The organism is Arthrobacter sp. SIMBA_036 (genome assembly GCF_046535135.1).
Lineage (GTDB): Bacteria > Actinomycetota > Actinomycetes > Actinomycetales > Micrococcaceae > Arthrobacter.
In genome coordinates this window covers 146177-160256 of the sequence record NZ_JAWRXG010000011.1, presented here as the reverse complement: position 1 = coordinate 160256, position 14080 = coordinate 146177, and the positions used below count along the sequence as shown (strand labels likewise).

The following is a 14080-nucleotide window of genomic DNA, read 5'->3' as shown; positions in this document are numbered from 1 at the left end:
CATAACGGCCTCTGCTGCGACTCAACTGGGTGAGCGATCAGGCTACTGGTTGCTGATGTTGTCCTTGGCCTCGTAGGCGCGGCCCTGGACGTCAGCTGCTGCGGACTGCCCCTCGTCCTTGACGTTGGAGGCTGCCTCGGTGGCACTGTCCTTGACGTTCTGCATGGCGTCCTGGGCAGGTTCCTTCAGGTGTTCGGCCACTTCCTGCGCGGCGTGGCTGATTTCCTCAGTCAACGGCTGGGCCGCATCCTTCAGTGCCTGGGCTGCCTCGCGCTCCTTCTCCGACGGCGGGAAGAGCGCCGAGACAAGGAGGCCTGCGCCGAAAGCAATGAGGCCTGCAGCGATCGGGCTGCCCTGCGCTTTGCGGGTGATCACCTGCGGTGCGTCACCAAGATCCGAAACAGCACCGGACACGTTGCTCGCGACGCCGGAAACAACGTCGCCGGCCCGGCCTGCAGCGTTCCCGGCAGCATCCTGGACATCGTCCCGGGCGCCGAATACGGCCGTCTTGATCTTGTCCACCCTGCGGTTGACGATGTGGGACGGGGTGACCTTATCGGCCACGGCGTCAACATTTGTACTGAGCCGCCGGCGCGTTTCTTCGATATCGGCGCGCAGTGCTTCGGGGTTCTGCGTCATCGTGTCTCCTCAGTATTCGGGTTGAAGGTTGGAGGTATTTCCTTGACTGTCTCTGCCGTGCGGGGCAAGCCCTTGATGGCGTTCAGTTCCTTGCGGCCCTTGGAGGCCAGAACTGCAGCAACGATTGCCCAGATGACCGCCACAACAACTGCGGACCATCCGAGGCCAATGAGCTGGCCAAGTGCCCACCAAAGGGCGATGGACAGGAAAACGACGGCGAGGTGGCCGGCCCATGCTGCTCCGGCCAGCATTCCTGCGCCCTTGCCGGCCTTGGTGGCCGAATCCTTGATTTCCACCTTGGCCAGTTCCACTTCCTGGCGCATCAAGGTGGAGATATCGCGCGTCACGTCGCTGAGCAGCTCACCAAGAGGTACGGTTTCTGCCTTCACGTGGGCGGCAGTAGTGGGGGGCAGATCGGCGGGACTGCTCATCGAAGACCTCCGTACTGGGGATCGTCCGGATCAAGTGGCGTGGTAGCACCCTCGTAACCGCCGGTGGTTCCGGCGTCGTATCCGGTGGTGGTGGCCGAACCGTATCCGGCAGTGGTGGTGGCCGGGCCGGGCAAGTCCACGGCGGGAGGAGTCACGGCTCCGCCTGCTGCCGGGTAGTAGACAGCGCGGGGAGTCTCTGCGGTCACATCTGCCGTGCCGCTTGCAGACCCTCCACCCATCGGTGAGTTGTCAGCCATGCCCCTGCCGAGTCGGCCGGCAAGGATGCCCGCGCCTGCAGCTATCATGAGGAACGCGCCGGGCTTGCGGCGTGCGAATCCCTTGAGTTCTTCCACCAATGAACCCGGGTCCCGGCCTTCAAGCCACTGGGCAACGGAGGAGGAACGCTGGGCCGCCTGCTGGACGAGGTCCGTGGCAACGCCACCGTTCTCGCTGGAATTGGCCATGTTCTTCAGTTCATCGGAGATGGACCGAAGACCCTCAGCAACACGCTGCTGCTGGGCCTGGGCTTGGTCGGCCAGTTCACCCTTGGTCTGCGTCAGCAGCTGACGGGCGTTTACCTTGACCTCGTGGGCCACGTTGCCGGCTTCCGACTTTGCGGTGCCGACAACTCCGCTCGCGGCGTCGCCCACGGCCCCAGCCACTCCTGCGGCTTCTTGCTTGGCAGCGTCGACGGTACCGGAACTTGCAGAACCGGTATCAGCGGTTCCAGCAGTCTCAAATTCGACGTCCGGCGAGTCCAGGTAGCTTCCGGTGAAAGGCTCGGTGCCTGCATGGGCACCGGTTGATGGCGCCGCGAAGCTTCCGTCCTGCGGCGATTGGCTCTCAGTCATTGTCGCTCTCTTTCCACAGTTGGCAGGCTGCGGACAGCAGCCGGGATAGTAAGGATCGTTACTATCAATGGGTGTGTACCCGGTTGTCGCAGTTCTAATCGCACCAAATTCCTAACTGCCTAAATCGAGCTATTGGCGGATGGCGTCCGCCACGTATCGCGGCTCCGGCTCGACACTGTGGCCCATACCTGCGAACGTTGAATTGATGAGCCTCTTGCCCGCCAGGCGTCGGCTGATCCCCGCGCTTCGAAAAAGCATCACCCGCCACCGGTTACTCTTCGCAGTCAAGACGGCACTCGCTGCCGGCTTGGCGTGGTGGCTTGCGCCCTTCATGCCAGGACCCGCGGCTGCCTACCCCTATTACGCGCCATTAGGCGCGCTGGTCAGCATGCACCACACGGTGGCAGATTCTGCCCGGCATGGGCTGCAGAGCCTTCTTGGGCTGAGCCTGGGCATCGGCATGGCCTTCCTGGTCACCTCACTCACGGGACCCTCGACCTTTTCGGTGGCCTTGGTGGTGGGACTGGGGGTCCTTATCGGCGGCCTGCCCCGGTTGGGATCGGCTTCCGATTGGATTCCCATGGCGGCGCTTTTCGTGCTGGTTTTGGGTGGTTCCAACGCTGAAGGCTTCTCCTACGCCTACGTCCTCCAGATGGCGATGGGGGTCGCTTGCGGCTTCGCGGTGAACTGGCTGCTATTTCCTCCGCTGCATTTGGACGCCATCGACCCCGCCATCGCCGGCCACAAAGCTGCCCTGTCGCGGCAGCTCAAGGACATGGCCCGGGCCATGGAAGAATCGTGGCCACCCAACCATGAAGCCTGGGCCAGCCGCAGCGACGAACTTTCACGTACAGCCGCCGCCGTGCGGACTGCGGTGCACCAAGCTGAGTTAAGCACCAAAGCGAACCCCAGATCCCGACGTCGGGCAACACGCCTTCCCGGCGACCTGGCAGGCCTGCAGACGTTGGAACGGCTCACCTTCCACGTCCAGGACACTACCGACGTCTTGGCCAGCGCCATTTGGGAAAAGGATGCCGGCACCGCCATTCCGAACGCTGTGCTGGCCCATCTTTCCCAGGCCTTGGAGGCGGCGGCTGCCGTCATCGACCACTGGCGCGAAGGTGACCCCGGCCAACTTGAGGATCGGTTGGCGGAGGCAAAGGAAAGCATCGCGGCATTGAACGACGCCGTTGCTGACGCCGCCGCCGGACAAGCACCGGTGGTTGCCGCGGCGTCCGTAGCCATGAGCCTCCGCCGGATCCTCACCGTGGTCCTCTCGTCTGAGTGAACCAGCGGGGTTGGCCTAGCGGGGTTGGAGCGGAGGCGAGGCCTGCCTGCCCTTCCCTGCGCCCAGCCCATCCATCATCTCGGCAAAGGACTCCAGTGATGAATGCCTTGGCGACCAGCCCAAGACACTGTTGGCCCGTGAGGTGTCCATAACCGGCGCGTTCGCTGCCATGTCCACCCAGCCGGCGTCTGTCGCTTGGGCATGCAGCCGCCAACTGACGTGGACGACGCCGCGAAGCAGCGAAAGCGGTAAACGCACCACCCGTCCTGCCCCGAGGAGCCAACCCAACGCGTTGGGATCAATGACCGGCTCCGCCGCGATATTGAACGCACCTCCGGCACGTCGATCGAGTACGCGCCAGTAGGCATCGGCGACGTCGGCCGCATGCACCGTTTGGAACACCAGCTCCTTGGGCACCGGCAGCAACGGGAGCCAGGGCTTGCGCGGGAAGAACTGGGGCAAGTGCCGGCCCAGGAAGTAGCGGCCAACCTCGCTGCCGGCTCCGGCGCTGAATGTCAGGGCGGGCCGGAGGCGGGACACCACAACGTCCGGATTGTCCTCGGCGAAGGTGTCCAAGAGCTTCTCCTGCGCAGCCTTATCCGCGCTGTAATGTGATCCCGGGATGCCTGCTGCGGGCCAGTCCTCACTGGTCCGCTGGTCTTTGGGAGCCGGCGAATATGCGCCCACGGAGGACGCGCAAACCACGTGCCCTACTCCGGCCCTCCGGGCTGCAGCCAGCACGTGTGCCGTCCCGGCTACGTTGGTTTGACGGAGTGCCTGGCGGTCATGGTTCGGCTGGATGAGCCAGGCAAGGTGCACCACGGCGTCGGCGTTGGCCATAGCCGAGGCCAACGCGGGTTGATCCTCGCGCGATCCGACATCCAGCGTCCGCCAGTCGACGTCGTTGTACGGTTCCGAGTCCTGGTCGGGGTGGCGCCGGACCACTCCAACGAGGTCCAGATCCGCGCCTTCCTCGGTGCGGGCCCGATGCAGCCGCTTCAACAACTCTGTCCCCACATGTCCGGTGGCACCGGTGATGACAATACGCATGGCGTCCTTCCTCAATTGCGCGGGCTGTCTCCGCCGTCTCCGGTAGAGCGGATACGTTCAAGCACCGCTGTGGTGGAGTGCTCGGGCACGTAATCCAGGATGCTCACGGTGCCGCCATAACTTTCCACGGCAGCGGACTCGGCAAGCATCTCGGGCGTGTAGTCGCCGCCCTTGGCGTAGACATCGGGTCGAAGCAACTCGATCAGCGGTATGGGCGTGGGCGTGTCAAAGACGGTGACGTGGTCCACGCAACTCAGGGCGGCAATCACTGCGGCGCGATCGGCCTCGTGGTTGACCGGACGGTCCGGGCCTTTGAGTTGCCGGACCGATGAATCACTGTTCAAGGCAACCACCAGGACGTCACCCAACTGCTTGGCCTGGTTGAGGTACCGGGTGTGTCCGCGGTGCAGCACATCGAAGCAGCCGTTGGTCAGCACAATGCGTTTGCCCTGGCGGCGGTGCTCGTCCACCTGCTGCGCCAACTCGGCGGCAGACAACGCCGTGTCCGCGAATCCGCTGAGGTGGCGTGTCAGTTCATCGGTGGTGCAGACCGAGGTACCGGGCCGGTGGACCACCACATCCGCGGCCGCCTGGGCGAAGTCCACGCTGGTGGTCAGCGGCAGGCCGGCGGCCCGCGCCAATGTCAGCGCCGCCACGAACGTATCTCCCGCACCTGATGCCTGCTTCTCCGCCTGCGGCCGGGCCCATGTCCTGTGCACGGGCGTCCAGTCGACGGGCGTCCCGGCTGTTCCTTGCCCGGTTGTTCCTCGCCCGGTTGTTCCGTGGCTCGGGCCGGTAGGCGTGCGCATCGTCAGCGTCCCCTCACGGTCCAGGGTAACGACGACGGCGTCCGCGCCCGACGCTCGAAGGAGCTGGTCCGTGTGGGCTTCAATGAAGGGGCACCGGGCTGCACCGCCTGGCAGTTCGACGCCGAGCAGCCGGGACGCTTCCTGGGCGTTGGGTGTGGCGATGTCCGGTTGCAACTCAGCCCACTGCCCAGGGTTGTGCGCGTCCACGACCACCAGCATGTTCCTCGAAGCAGGCGAATCGGATCCGGTTTCCGGTCCAAGGTGTTCAAGAAGCGCGTCCCGCACCGGCCCGTCCAAAGCACCGGCTCCGTAGTCGCACAGCACCACTGCTGTGGCTCCATCAACGGCTTCCGGGATGAAGGCCGCCAACACCTCAAGACCGTCGCCGGGAAGCCCGTTGGCAGCATCATCAAGGCGCAACATCACTTGGCCGCCGCTGCTGACCCGGAATTTGGTGGTGGTTGTCATGTCCGGATGGGAGACCACGTGGGAGACGTCGATGCCCGCCGCTTCAAGCCTTTCGAGCAGCTGCAGGCCCGCAGAATCCTCACCGACGAGCGACACGAACCTGACATCGGCTCCCATCGCCGCGAGGTTCATGGCCGTGTTGGCCGCACCGCCGGGCGCGAAGTCACGGCGTTGGACCTGCACCACGGGAGCCGGGGCTTCCCGGCAGAACCGTTCGATGGTCCCGTCCCACCACCCGTCAAGGATGGAGTCACCGATCACCGTGACGATGGGCCGTTCCTCGGCCAAGCGACCTGGCAACCAGTCGGCCAAGCCTTCTTGATTGGAGAGGCGTGCCATGGGGTACCTTCCGTTTGGCGGCATGTTCCTGTTCCCGTCAGGTACCCAACGGCACGCGCTTCACACGCCGGGCCGGGGACTTTCCGCCGTCCGCGCCACCACCGACAGCGAAAAGGAGCACCTATGGGCAACGGGCAGGAAAAGCAGGCCTTGGGCATCGGTCCTGTCTTGGAAAAGTTCGCCGATGTGAAACGGATTGCCGTGCTGCGCGGTGGTGGCCTAGGGGATCTCATCTTCACCTATCCAGCGCTGTACGCCTTAAGGGATGCCTACCCGGACGCCACCGTGACGCTCCTCGGCACACCCATCCACGCGGCTGTGGTGGCCGCGACGGAGGGTCCCGTTGACGACGTCGAACTGTTGCCAGCGGCGCGCGGCGTCCACGACGGCCCCCGGAACGGTGAACGGTTCGACGACGACGCCGAGGATCTCGCCGCGCTGGCGGCGTTCTTCGCGGCCATGCGCGCCAGGGAGTTCGACATAGCCCTCCAAATGCACGGCGGCGGCCGTTTCTCCAACCCGTTCCTGCGGCAGATCGGTGCGCGGCACACCGTGGGCACGCGGACCCCCGATGCGGAGCGGCTGGAGCGGAACCTGGATTACATCTATTACCAGAACGAGCCGGACCGCTGGCTGGAAGTGGCGGGCCTGGCCGGAGCACCCGCGATGATTGCACCGCCCCTGCGCGCCCGGAAGGAACATAGGGAGTCCATAGCGGGCTTGCGTGATCACCGGTACGGCTCCTTGGTGGTGGTCCATCCGGGCGCCACCGATCCGCGGAGGCGCTGGCCGGCGTCGTACTTTGCGGACGCCGCGGCGGGCGTCGCCCGGGCAGGTGCCCAGGTACTCATCGTGGGCGACCACTCCGAGAAGGCACTGGCCCAGGAGGTTGCCGAGGTGGCCGCACGGCAGTTGGTCGGGGAAAGCGCCGTCGCCCCGGTTGCCGTCGCCCCGGACGCCGTTCGCTCGGTCGCAGGTGAACTGGAAATCGGCGAGCTGGCCGCACTCTTGGAATCGGCCACGGTGATGCTGGCCAGTGACAGCGGCCCCCGGCACTTGGCCCAGGCCCTCGGCACGCCAACGGTGGGGATCTACTGGGTGGGCAACGCGTTCAACGCGGCGCCTCGGGGGCGGGCCCTGCACCGCGTCCACATGTCCTGGGTCACCAGGTGCCCTCGCTGCGGCGCCGACGTCACCCAGGTGGGTTGGACGGCTCCGCACTGCGGCCACGACGAGACCCTCATTGAGGGCATCGCCGTGGCCGACGTTGTTCAGGACGTGCTGGACCTTACGGCCACGAGCCTTCTTCTGCGGGGGTGATCAGGAGTTCGCGGACCTCACTGCCGAAGGGCTGTGAGAGGGCGAACAGCACAGCCTGCGCAACGTTGGCGGGGTCGTTGAGCTTTGAATCGTCCTGCGGTTTGTACTGCTCATCGCGGTCGTCGAAGAAGTGCGTCTTCATGCCGCCGGGGATGATCGTGGTGACGCCGATAACTCCCCCGGTCTCCGCCGCGAGCGCACGGCTGAAGCCTATGACGCCAAACTTGGAGGCGCAGTAGGCCGTGGCATCGGGGAGGGCCCGCAAGCCCAAGGTCGATGCGATGGTGATGGCGCGGCCGCGAGAACCCTTCAGATAAGGCAGGGCGGCCCGGACTGTGGAAACGGTGCCAAGGAGGTTCACTCCGATCACCTTTTCCCATTCCTCGGCCGGGACGTCGCCGAGCTTGCCGCAGCGATCAATGCCCGCAGCGGTCACAACGCCATCCAAGCCGCCCAAGCTGTCTGCGGCCTCTTTCACTGCAGCTTCCACCGCTTCGCGGTTGGATACGTCCACTTCGAGTGCCTTTGCGCCCGAGACGTTGCTGATGTCGCGGTCGAAGACGAACGGCGTGCCGCCGGCGTCGCGGATTGCCTCAACAATGGCAGCTCCAAGACCAGACCCGCCTCCGGTCACAATGACGCGTCCAGGTGTTTGCGTGTTCATGCGGTTCCTTTCGTTGGGTCGAACAAGGCGTTCCTTGGGTCGAACGTAGGGAGTCAGCTGACTTTGGCCAGTGCTGCAGCCAAACCGCTGGTGGAGCGGGCCGGATGGAAAGGCACGGTGACGCAGCGCCCTCCCCAGCCCGCAACAAGCCGGGCTTCCGGCAGTTCATCAGGGACATAGTCGCCACCCTTGACCCAAATATCGGGCCGGATGTCGGTCAGGCACGCCTCGGGGGTGTCCTCCTCGAAAACGACCACGGCATCGACGCATTCGAGCGCGAGCAACAACTCTGCCCTGTCTTCGACGCTCACAATGGGCCGGTGCATGCCTTTGAGCCGCCTCACGGAGTCGTCGGAATTCAGGCAAACAACCAGGCAGTCGCCCATGGCGCGCGCTGCTGCCAAGGTCCGGGCGTGGCCGGCATGCAGGAGATCGAAACAACCGCCGGTGGCCACCACCGTTCCGCCCTTGGCGCGGATGGACTCGGCGAGCCGGAGCCCGTCGGGGTTGCCTCCGCGGAGCAGCTCAAGGCCCTGATGTTCGACGACGGGACCCGGCTTGGGTGCCTCTTCCACCGTTGCCGAGGCCAAAGCTGCCGATGCCAAAGCTGCAGAGCCCAAAGCTGCCGCTCCTCCCCGGGCCAGGAATCCGGATGCGTCTTCCACTGCCCGGGCTGCGGCCTCAGGGAGGGCCAGCCCAAGGCCCAAGTACACCGCCAGGCTTCCGGCCAGGCGGTCACCGGCACCGCAGGGATCGCTGACGTTGGTTTGGGGTGCGGTGATGGCGTGAGCTGAAGGGTCTCCCCCGGACAGCAGCACTGCCCCGTCTTCGCCCCGGGTCACCAGGACAGCATTGCTTTGCCACTTCCGCATCAGGTGGCGGCCAGCTTCCGCGGCGCCGGTGCAGGACGGATCCAGGCCGCCGGCCTTCGCAACAGCCAAGGCTTCGGACAGATTCGGCGTGACCACCGCGACCCCCGGCACGGGTTCGGACCCTGCCGGGTGCGGGTCCCAAACCACCGGTACCCTGCCGGACACTTGGGCCAGGGCAGCACGGATCTCCGCGTTTGCCGTGATTCCACGGCCGTAATCGGCCACCACAATGGCCTCTGCCGAAGCAATCGCCGCCAGCATCGCGGGCGTGCTGTCAGGGACCGCTGCCGGGGAGCATCCTTCATCGAACCGAACCATCGGATGCGTTCCGATCCGCACCCGCGTCTTAGTAGGCGTCGGGGCGAGTGGGGCTCCGGCGAGCACCTGCACGCCTTCAAGCGCCCGCTTGAGGTGGCTGGCGCCGTCGTCGTCCGATACCGCGGTGACCAGCGCGACGTCGTGACCGTCCCGGGCGAGGACGGTGGCTACCAAGCCCGCGCCGCCTGCACGACGCCGGACATCGGCGACGTCCACCACGGGCACCGGCGCGTCGGGGCTGAGCCGTGTGGCGGCACCGTTGATGTCGACGTCGAGCAGGAGGTCGCCAACCACTGTGATCCTCATGGCTGACCGCCGGAGTAGGGACCGGTTCGCCGGGCAACCTCGGCGTCGAAGGCCCTGCACACGGCGTGCACCGCGATGAGGTGGCCTTCTTGTGCATTGGCGGCGATGGCGTCCACGGTGATGGCTTGGTCGCACGCCTCTGAGAGCGGGTTCGGGCCGCTGCCGGTCAGCGCCCACGTCGTGATCCCGCGTTCCCTTGCCGCGCGGACTGCGTTGAGCAGGTTGGGGCTGCGGCCACTGGTGGACAGGAGGACCAGGACATCACCGGCGCGGCCGTGGGCACGGACCTGCCGGGCGAAGACTTCCTCGTAGCCGTAGTCATTGGACAATGCCGTGACAGCGGACGACTCCGCGTGCAGGGAGATCGCGGAGAACGGTGCCCGCTCGTCGTCGAACCTGCCAACGAGCTCGGCCGTGAGGTGCTGGGCTTCTGCTGCCGAACCACCGTTGCCGGCAGCGAGCAGGCGGTGCCCGGCGAGGAGCCGATGGGCAAGTTCGGTCCCCCATTCAGACAGGCGTCCGGACTGCGAGCGCAGGGATTCCAGTGCGGGCAGGACGTTATCCAGATGGCGGGTGACCTCCGCGTTGTGGATGGTGGCGGCACTGAAGCTGGGCGTCCAGCCTGCGGGCAGCGTTTCCGGGACGGTTGACTTGATGCTCACAACGCCCTCCCTTCCAACGGTTCCAGGCCCTCATCGGCCTGCTGGGCCAGCCCGGCGGCAAGCCCGGCAGCCAGGACGGATCGGTAGGCTTTCTCGGTGTCCGCGGCGATCCTGTCCCAGGAGTAGCTGGAACGGGCGCGACGGGCTCCGGCGCGGCCCATCTCCGCCCGCAAGGCGGGGTCGCCCAGGAGCCTTACCAGCGCCGCAGCGATAGCCTCGGGATCCCTGGGCGGGACCTGGAGTCCTGTTTTCTGGTCGACGACGGTCTCCCGGAGTCCGCCCACTGCGGCCGCAACCACCGGCACTCCGCAAGCCATGGCCTCCAGCGGCACGATGCCGAACGGCTCGTACCACGGCGTGCATACCACCGCGTCGGCGCTGCGGAAGATGCCCGGCATGGCATCCCTGGGTACCTGCCCGCGCATGGTGACTTTGTCCTCAACCCCCAATTCTTTGGCCAAGGACCGCAACCGTTGGGCTTCCGGATCTTCCTCAAGGTTCAAAGCGTCCCCGGAGCCGCCAACGATCAAGAGTTCGACGTCGTCAAAGCCCGCCTCGGCGAGGAGCGGAAGTGCTTGGATAATCAGGTCCACCCCCTTGCGTTGCACCAGGCGGCCCACGCTCAGGATCCGGTGTGTGCGTTCCCTGGGTTCGGCGTCGGCGGTTCCTTGGAACAACGCAAGGTCCACGCCGCAGGGGGCGATGGAGATCTTGGAACGGCTGATGCCGAGGACTTTGAGTTCGAACACTTCGTCCGGGCAGGTGGCGATCACCCAGTCGGCGGTGCGGCCTACCCAGGGCTCGAGCCAGGCCCGTGCCGGGGGGCTGGTGTCGGCAGATCCTTGATGCCTGCGCTTGACCGATCCGAGCGCGTGGAATGTTTGCACCACAGGGACGGGATGCGGGGCTCCGGCGCGTTTGGACGCTTGGATGGCTGCCAGTCCGGACATCCAGAAGTGTGCGTGAACAACGTCCGGAAGCTGATCGCCCCAGTCTGCGCAGATGCCGTCCGCCAATTGGCCCATGAACGGCAGCAAGTCATCCTTGGGGATGCGGCGGGCAGGTCCGGCGTCGACATGGACCACGGTGAGCCCAGTTCCCACCTGCACCTTTGCAGGAAGATCCGGATCGTCACGGCGCGTGTAGACGGTGACGTTGTGGCCGCGCTCGGCCAAACTGGAGGACAGTGCTGCCACGTGGACGTTCTGTCCGCCGGCGTCGACGCCGCCCAACGCCGCCAACGGGCTGGCGTGTTCGGAGACCATGGAGATTTTCATGGATGCATCCTCTCGGTGTCGTGGCGTTGGGTGGCTGGCCGGTGGGTGCCCGGCCGGTGGGTGGACAGTTCAGCGAGGAGCGTGTCCCAGGCCCGGAGGAACTTGCCCAAGCCGTAGCGCTCCAGCGCAGCTTCGCGGGCCACCATGCCAATGGCGTAGGCATCGTCGGGGTCTTCCAGGAGGCGCCGCGCGAACCGTTGAAGGTCCTCGACGTCGTTGGAGACCAGGCCGGCGCCGTGCGGGACCGCCCGGGCAGCTTCGGTGGTGGAGAGCGCCAGGACCGGCATGCCCAAGTGCATGGCTTCGAGCAGGGCCAAGCCCAAGGAAGTCCAACGCAGGGGGTGGAGGTAGAGCCTGCAGCGGGCGAGCTCCTCGTGAAGTTTCGCCGCCGACACATCCCCGGAGATCCGGAGCCGCTCCGCGCCGAGGCCGTGCGCTTGCAGGTTCAGTGCCTCTGGCAAGGCTTCAGTTCCCATTCCAAACACTCGCAACGGACCTACAGCCGCGAAGCCGGGCAGGAGGTCGGTTCCTGTGACCCGTCCACGCCGGACGGGCTCGTTGACCACCACACCCATCTCTTCCCGCTCGCCCGTGTACAGGTGCCCGGGGTCCGGAATGCCGTGTTCGATCACCGTGGTCAGGGCCGACCCGGTGTCCCAGAAGAGCTGGTTGAAGTGGGTCACGTGGACCACGGGGATCGTGCTCTGGTCAGCGAGGGGGTGCAGGGTGAAAGGGACATCACCTTTGGGGGTGTTGTGCTCCAGGTACACGGCGGGCAGGTCCATTCCGGGTCGCCGCCCCAAGGCGCGTGCTACTGCCGCAATCTCCTCGGGGCGCTGCAGGACCACGGCGTCCACGCCTCCCGGGTCAAGTGTGTCCAGATCCACCTCTTGCGCGTTGGCGGGCCAGTCACGGCCACCCCGCCCCAAACCCCAGGGGCCGCCGTCGGGCAGTGTGGGCAACAAGTATTCGTGACGGCCACGGACGAAAGCTTCCATCCACCCGCCGTGGACGTGCCACACGAGGATCCTCATGGTTTCCAGACCTTTCGCCGGGTGGACAGGGATGAGACGCCCCCGAGGAGCCGTTCGACCGCCTCGACAACCTGCTCGGGGGCCACGGAGCTCAGGCACGGGTGCCCGGGGACCGGGCATGTGCGGGCCCGGCTGTTTTTGCAGGCCGCTTCCTGGTCGCCGAGCAGTTCCATCGGCACCCCGTACGGTGCCCAGCGGATCGCGGGGACGACGGGCGCGAACAAGCAAACCACCGGAGTGCCAACGGCCGCCGCCAAATGGGCGGGGCCAGTATTGCCGGTGACCACGACGGCGGCGCCCTCGAGAACCGCTGCGAGGGTCCTGAGGTTCGTTTCGCCGCCCAGGTTCCTGGCTGAGGGACCGGCCACGGTCGCCGTCAGGGAAGTTTCCCCGGGCCCACCGGTGACCACCACCTTGTGTCCATAGGCCTGAAGCAACTCGACGGTTGCAGCATGGTGGAGCGCTGGCCACGCCCTTGCCGGTGCAGCGGCTCCGGGGTGAACCACAATGTACGGGCCCTCCTCCGCCAGCTCGCGGGCCAGTGAGGTGGCTCCTTCGGGCTCCGGGTCCGGGCCAGAGGTGATGTGCAGCTTCCCGTCGTCGCCATCCCGCAGCACATAGCCGCCTGCCTCCGCAATGGTCAGCGCGCGGATCACTTCAGGCTGGTCTTCCGGGAAGTCCTCGCCGGGTTTGAGCCGGACATCCAACAGGGAGCCCGCGTAATCCGTGGAGGCACCCGTGATCTTCCTGACGCCAGCAAGCCGCAGCAGGAGAGCCAAGGGTAGAGGGGATTGATGGAATGACGTGAGGATCACGGCTTCTTCGATCCTGGAATTGCGGACAAACTCGATCAGGCTGTTGATCATCTCTTCGGTTGCCGGAGGTGCCGGGTTGACGATCCACGGGCAGGCCCACGTGTGGACCTGCGTTACGCCCGGGAGCATCTCGGCGGCACCGGCGCCTTCAGGACCACACAGGAGGACGACGTCGTTGGGCCGGCTTCCGTCGCGGCGGCTTCCGTTGGCCACCGCGCGCAGGGCCGGGCCTGAGAGGAGGACATCGCCCATGCTGTCCAGCCGGGCTACCAGGACCCGGCTCATACGGGCGCGCCTTGGCGTGCTTGGTCTTCCTTGGTTTTCGTGTCACCCAGCAGGAGCTCAATCGCCTGCTCCAAGTCCTCAGCCACCAGCTCCGCAGCATCAATTTCCTCTTGCCGCGTCACGGGGGTTGGTACAAGGACGGCACGGGTTCCGGCTGCCGTCGCCGCTCCCATATCCGCCCCGATATCACCCACGAACGCAGCCTCGGACGGGTCGATTCCCAAAGCCCGGCACGCGCCAAGAATCATTCCCGGCGCGGGCTTGCGGCAATCACAACCGTCCTCGGGACCGTGCGGGCACACTTGCCACACGTCGAACGGGCCCAACAACTGATCCACCCGCTGATTGACTGCGTCCACTTGGTGGAGCGTCAGCAGCCCACGGGCCACGCCCGATTGGTTGCTGACCACTCCCGTCGCAAGTCCTGCACGGCGAACTCTGTCGAGCGCAGGACCGGCACTTTCCATGGGCCGCACCAGTTGCGGATCGCCGTTGTAAGGCACATCAACGACGAGCGTTCCATCGCGGTCAAACAGGACCGCCTTCAACGTTCCGGTTCCTCCCATACTCGCAACGTTCCCCAGTTCTCCAAGCGCTAAACAGTGCGGTCACGAGAAGTTTCCTGCCGCTAGACTCCTACCGGGAGGTCACT

Annotated in this window: 14 protein-coding genes; 2 read left to right on the top strand and 12 right to left on the bottom strand. The window is 66.0% G+C overall.

Annotation, left to right across the window (positions count from 1 at the left end; all coding sequences use genetic code 11):
• Nucleotides 1–42 precede the first annotated feature (42 nt).
• From SB659_RS15750 to SB659_RS15740, 3 genes are read right to left on the bottom strand one after another with little or no spacing between them, the layout of a single operon-like run.
• Complete coding sequence (locus tag SB659_RS15750; protein ID WP_284979816.1) at nt 43–639, bottom strand: DUF3618 domain-containing protein; 597 nt, start codon at nt 637–639, stop codon at nt 43–45.
• Nucleotides 636–1070 (bottom strand): phage holin family protein, encoded by a 435-nt coding sequence (locus SB659_RS15745; protein WP_410551012.1) that lies wholly within the window; start codon nt 1068–1070, stop codon nt 636–638. Before SB659_RS15745 ends, SB659_RS15750 begins: the two co-directional genes overlap by 4 nt.
• Complete coding sequence (locus SB659_RS15740; protein WP_284979818.1) at nt 1067–1921, bottom strand: hypothetical protein; 855 nt, start codon at nt 1919–1921, stop codon at nt 1067–1069. Before SB659_RS15740 ends, SB659_RS15745 begins: the two co-directional genes overlap by 4 nt.
• A 205-nt stretch (nt 1922–2126) precedes the next feature.
• Here SB659_RS15740 and SB659_RS15735 point away from each other — a divergent pair, with 205 nt between their 5' ends.
• Nucleotides 2127–3209 carry an FUSC family protein gene (locus SB659_RS15735; protein ID WP_350224885.1) on the top strand — a complete coding sequence of 361 codons (1083 nt, stop codon included), beginning with the start codon at nt 2127–2129 and terminating at the stop codon, nt 3207–3209.
• A 15-nt stretch (nt 3210–3224) separates the two neighbouring features.
• Here the strand turns inward: SB659_RS15735 and SB659_RS15730 are convergent, their stop codons facing one another.
• A complete protein-coding gene (locus tag SB659_RS15730; RefSeq protein ID WP_410551011.1) occupies nt 3225–4259 on the bottom strand; it encodes an NAD-dependent epimerase/dehydratase family protein in 1035 nt (344 codons plus the stop codon).
• 11 nt (nt 4260–4270) lie between these two features.
• Nucleotides 4271–5875 (bottom strand): D-glycero-beta-D-manno-heptose 1-phosphate adenylyltransferase, encoded by a 1605-nt coding sequence (gene rfaE2, locus SB659_RS15725; protein ID WP_410551010.1) that lies wholly within the window; start codon nt 5873–5875, stop codon nt 4271–4273.
• A 123-nt stretch (nt 5876–5998) separates the two neighbouring features.
• Here rfaE2 and SB659_RS15720 point away from each other — a divergent pair, with 123 nt between their 5' ends.
• Nucleotides 5999–7195 (top strand): glycosyltransferase family 9 protein, encoded by a 1197-nt coding sequence (locus SB659_RS15720; protein ID WP_410551009.1) that lies wholly within the window; start codon nt 5999–6001, stop codon nt 7193–7195.
• Here the strand turns inward: SB659_RS15720 and SB659_RS15715 are convergent.
• From SB659_RS15715 to SB659_RS15685, 7 genes are read right to left on the bottom strand one after another with little or no spacing between them, the layout of a single operon-like run.
• The gene (locus SB659_RS15715) at nt 7164–7859 is read right to left on the bottom strand and encodes an SDR family oxidoreductase (RefSeq protein ID WP_284979822.1); all 696 of its coding nucleotides are present in this window, start codon (nt 7857–7859) and stop codon (nt 7164–7166) included. The two genes, SB659_RS15720 and SB659_RS15715, sit on opposite strands and share 32 nt — an antisense overlap.
• 53 nt (nt 7860–7912) lie before the next feature.
• The gene (locus tag SB659_RS15710) at nt 7913–9355 is read right to left on the bottom strand and encodes a PfkB family carbohydrate kinase (protein ID WP_410551008.1); all 1443 of its coding nucleotides are present in this window, start codon (nt 9353–9355) and stop codon (nt 7913–7915) included.
• Nucleotides 9352–10017 (bottom strand): SIS domain-containing protein, encoded by a 666-nt coding sequence (locus SB659_RS15705; protein WP_410551007.1) that lies wholly within the window; start codon nt 10015–10017, stop codon nt 9352–9354. The genes SB659_RS15710 and SB659_RS15705 overlap by 4 nt, the downstream gene beginning before the upstream one ends.
• Complete coding sequence (locus tag SB659_RS15700) at nt 10014–11294, bottom strand: glycosyltransferase (RefSeq protein WP_410551006.1); 1281 nt, start codon at nt 11292–11294, stop codon at nt 10014–10016. The genes SB659_RS15705 and SB659_RS15700 overlap by 4 nt, the downstream gene beginning before the upstream one ends.
• On the bottom strand, nt 11291–12328 hold the full coding sequence (locus SB659_RS15695) for a glycosyltransferase (protein WP_410551005.1): 1038 nt from the start codon (nt 12326–12328) through the stop codon (nt 11291–11293). Before SB659_RS15695 ends, SB659_RS15700 begins: the two co-directional genes overlap by 4 nt.
• On the bottom strand, nt 12325–13428 hold the full coding sequence (locus SB659_RS15690; protein ID WP_410551004.1) for a glycosyltransferase family 9 protein: 1104 nt from the start codon (nt 13426–13428) through the stop codon (nt 12325–12327). Before SB659_RS15690 ends, SB659_RS15695 begins: the two co-directional genes overlap by 4 nt.
• A complete protein-coding gene (locus SB659_RS15685) occupies nt 13425–13994 on the bottom strand; it encodes a D-glycero-alpha-D-manno-heptose-1,7-bisphosphate 7-phosphatase (protein ID WP_284976668.1) in 570 nt (189 codons plus the stop codon). The genes SB659_RS15690 and SB659_RS15685 overlap by 4 nt, the downstream gene beginning before the upstream one ends.
• Nucleotides 13995–14080 lie beyond the last annotated feature (86 nt).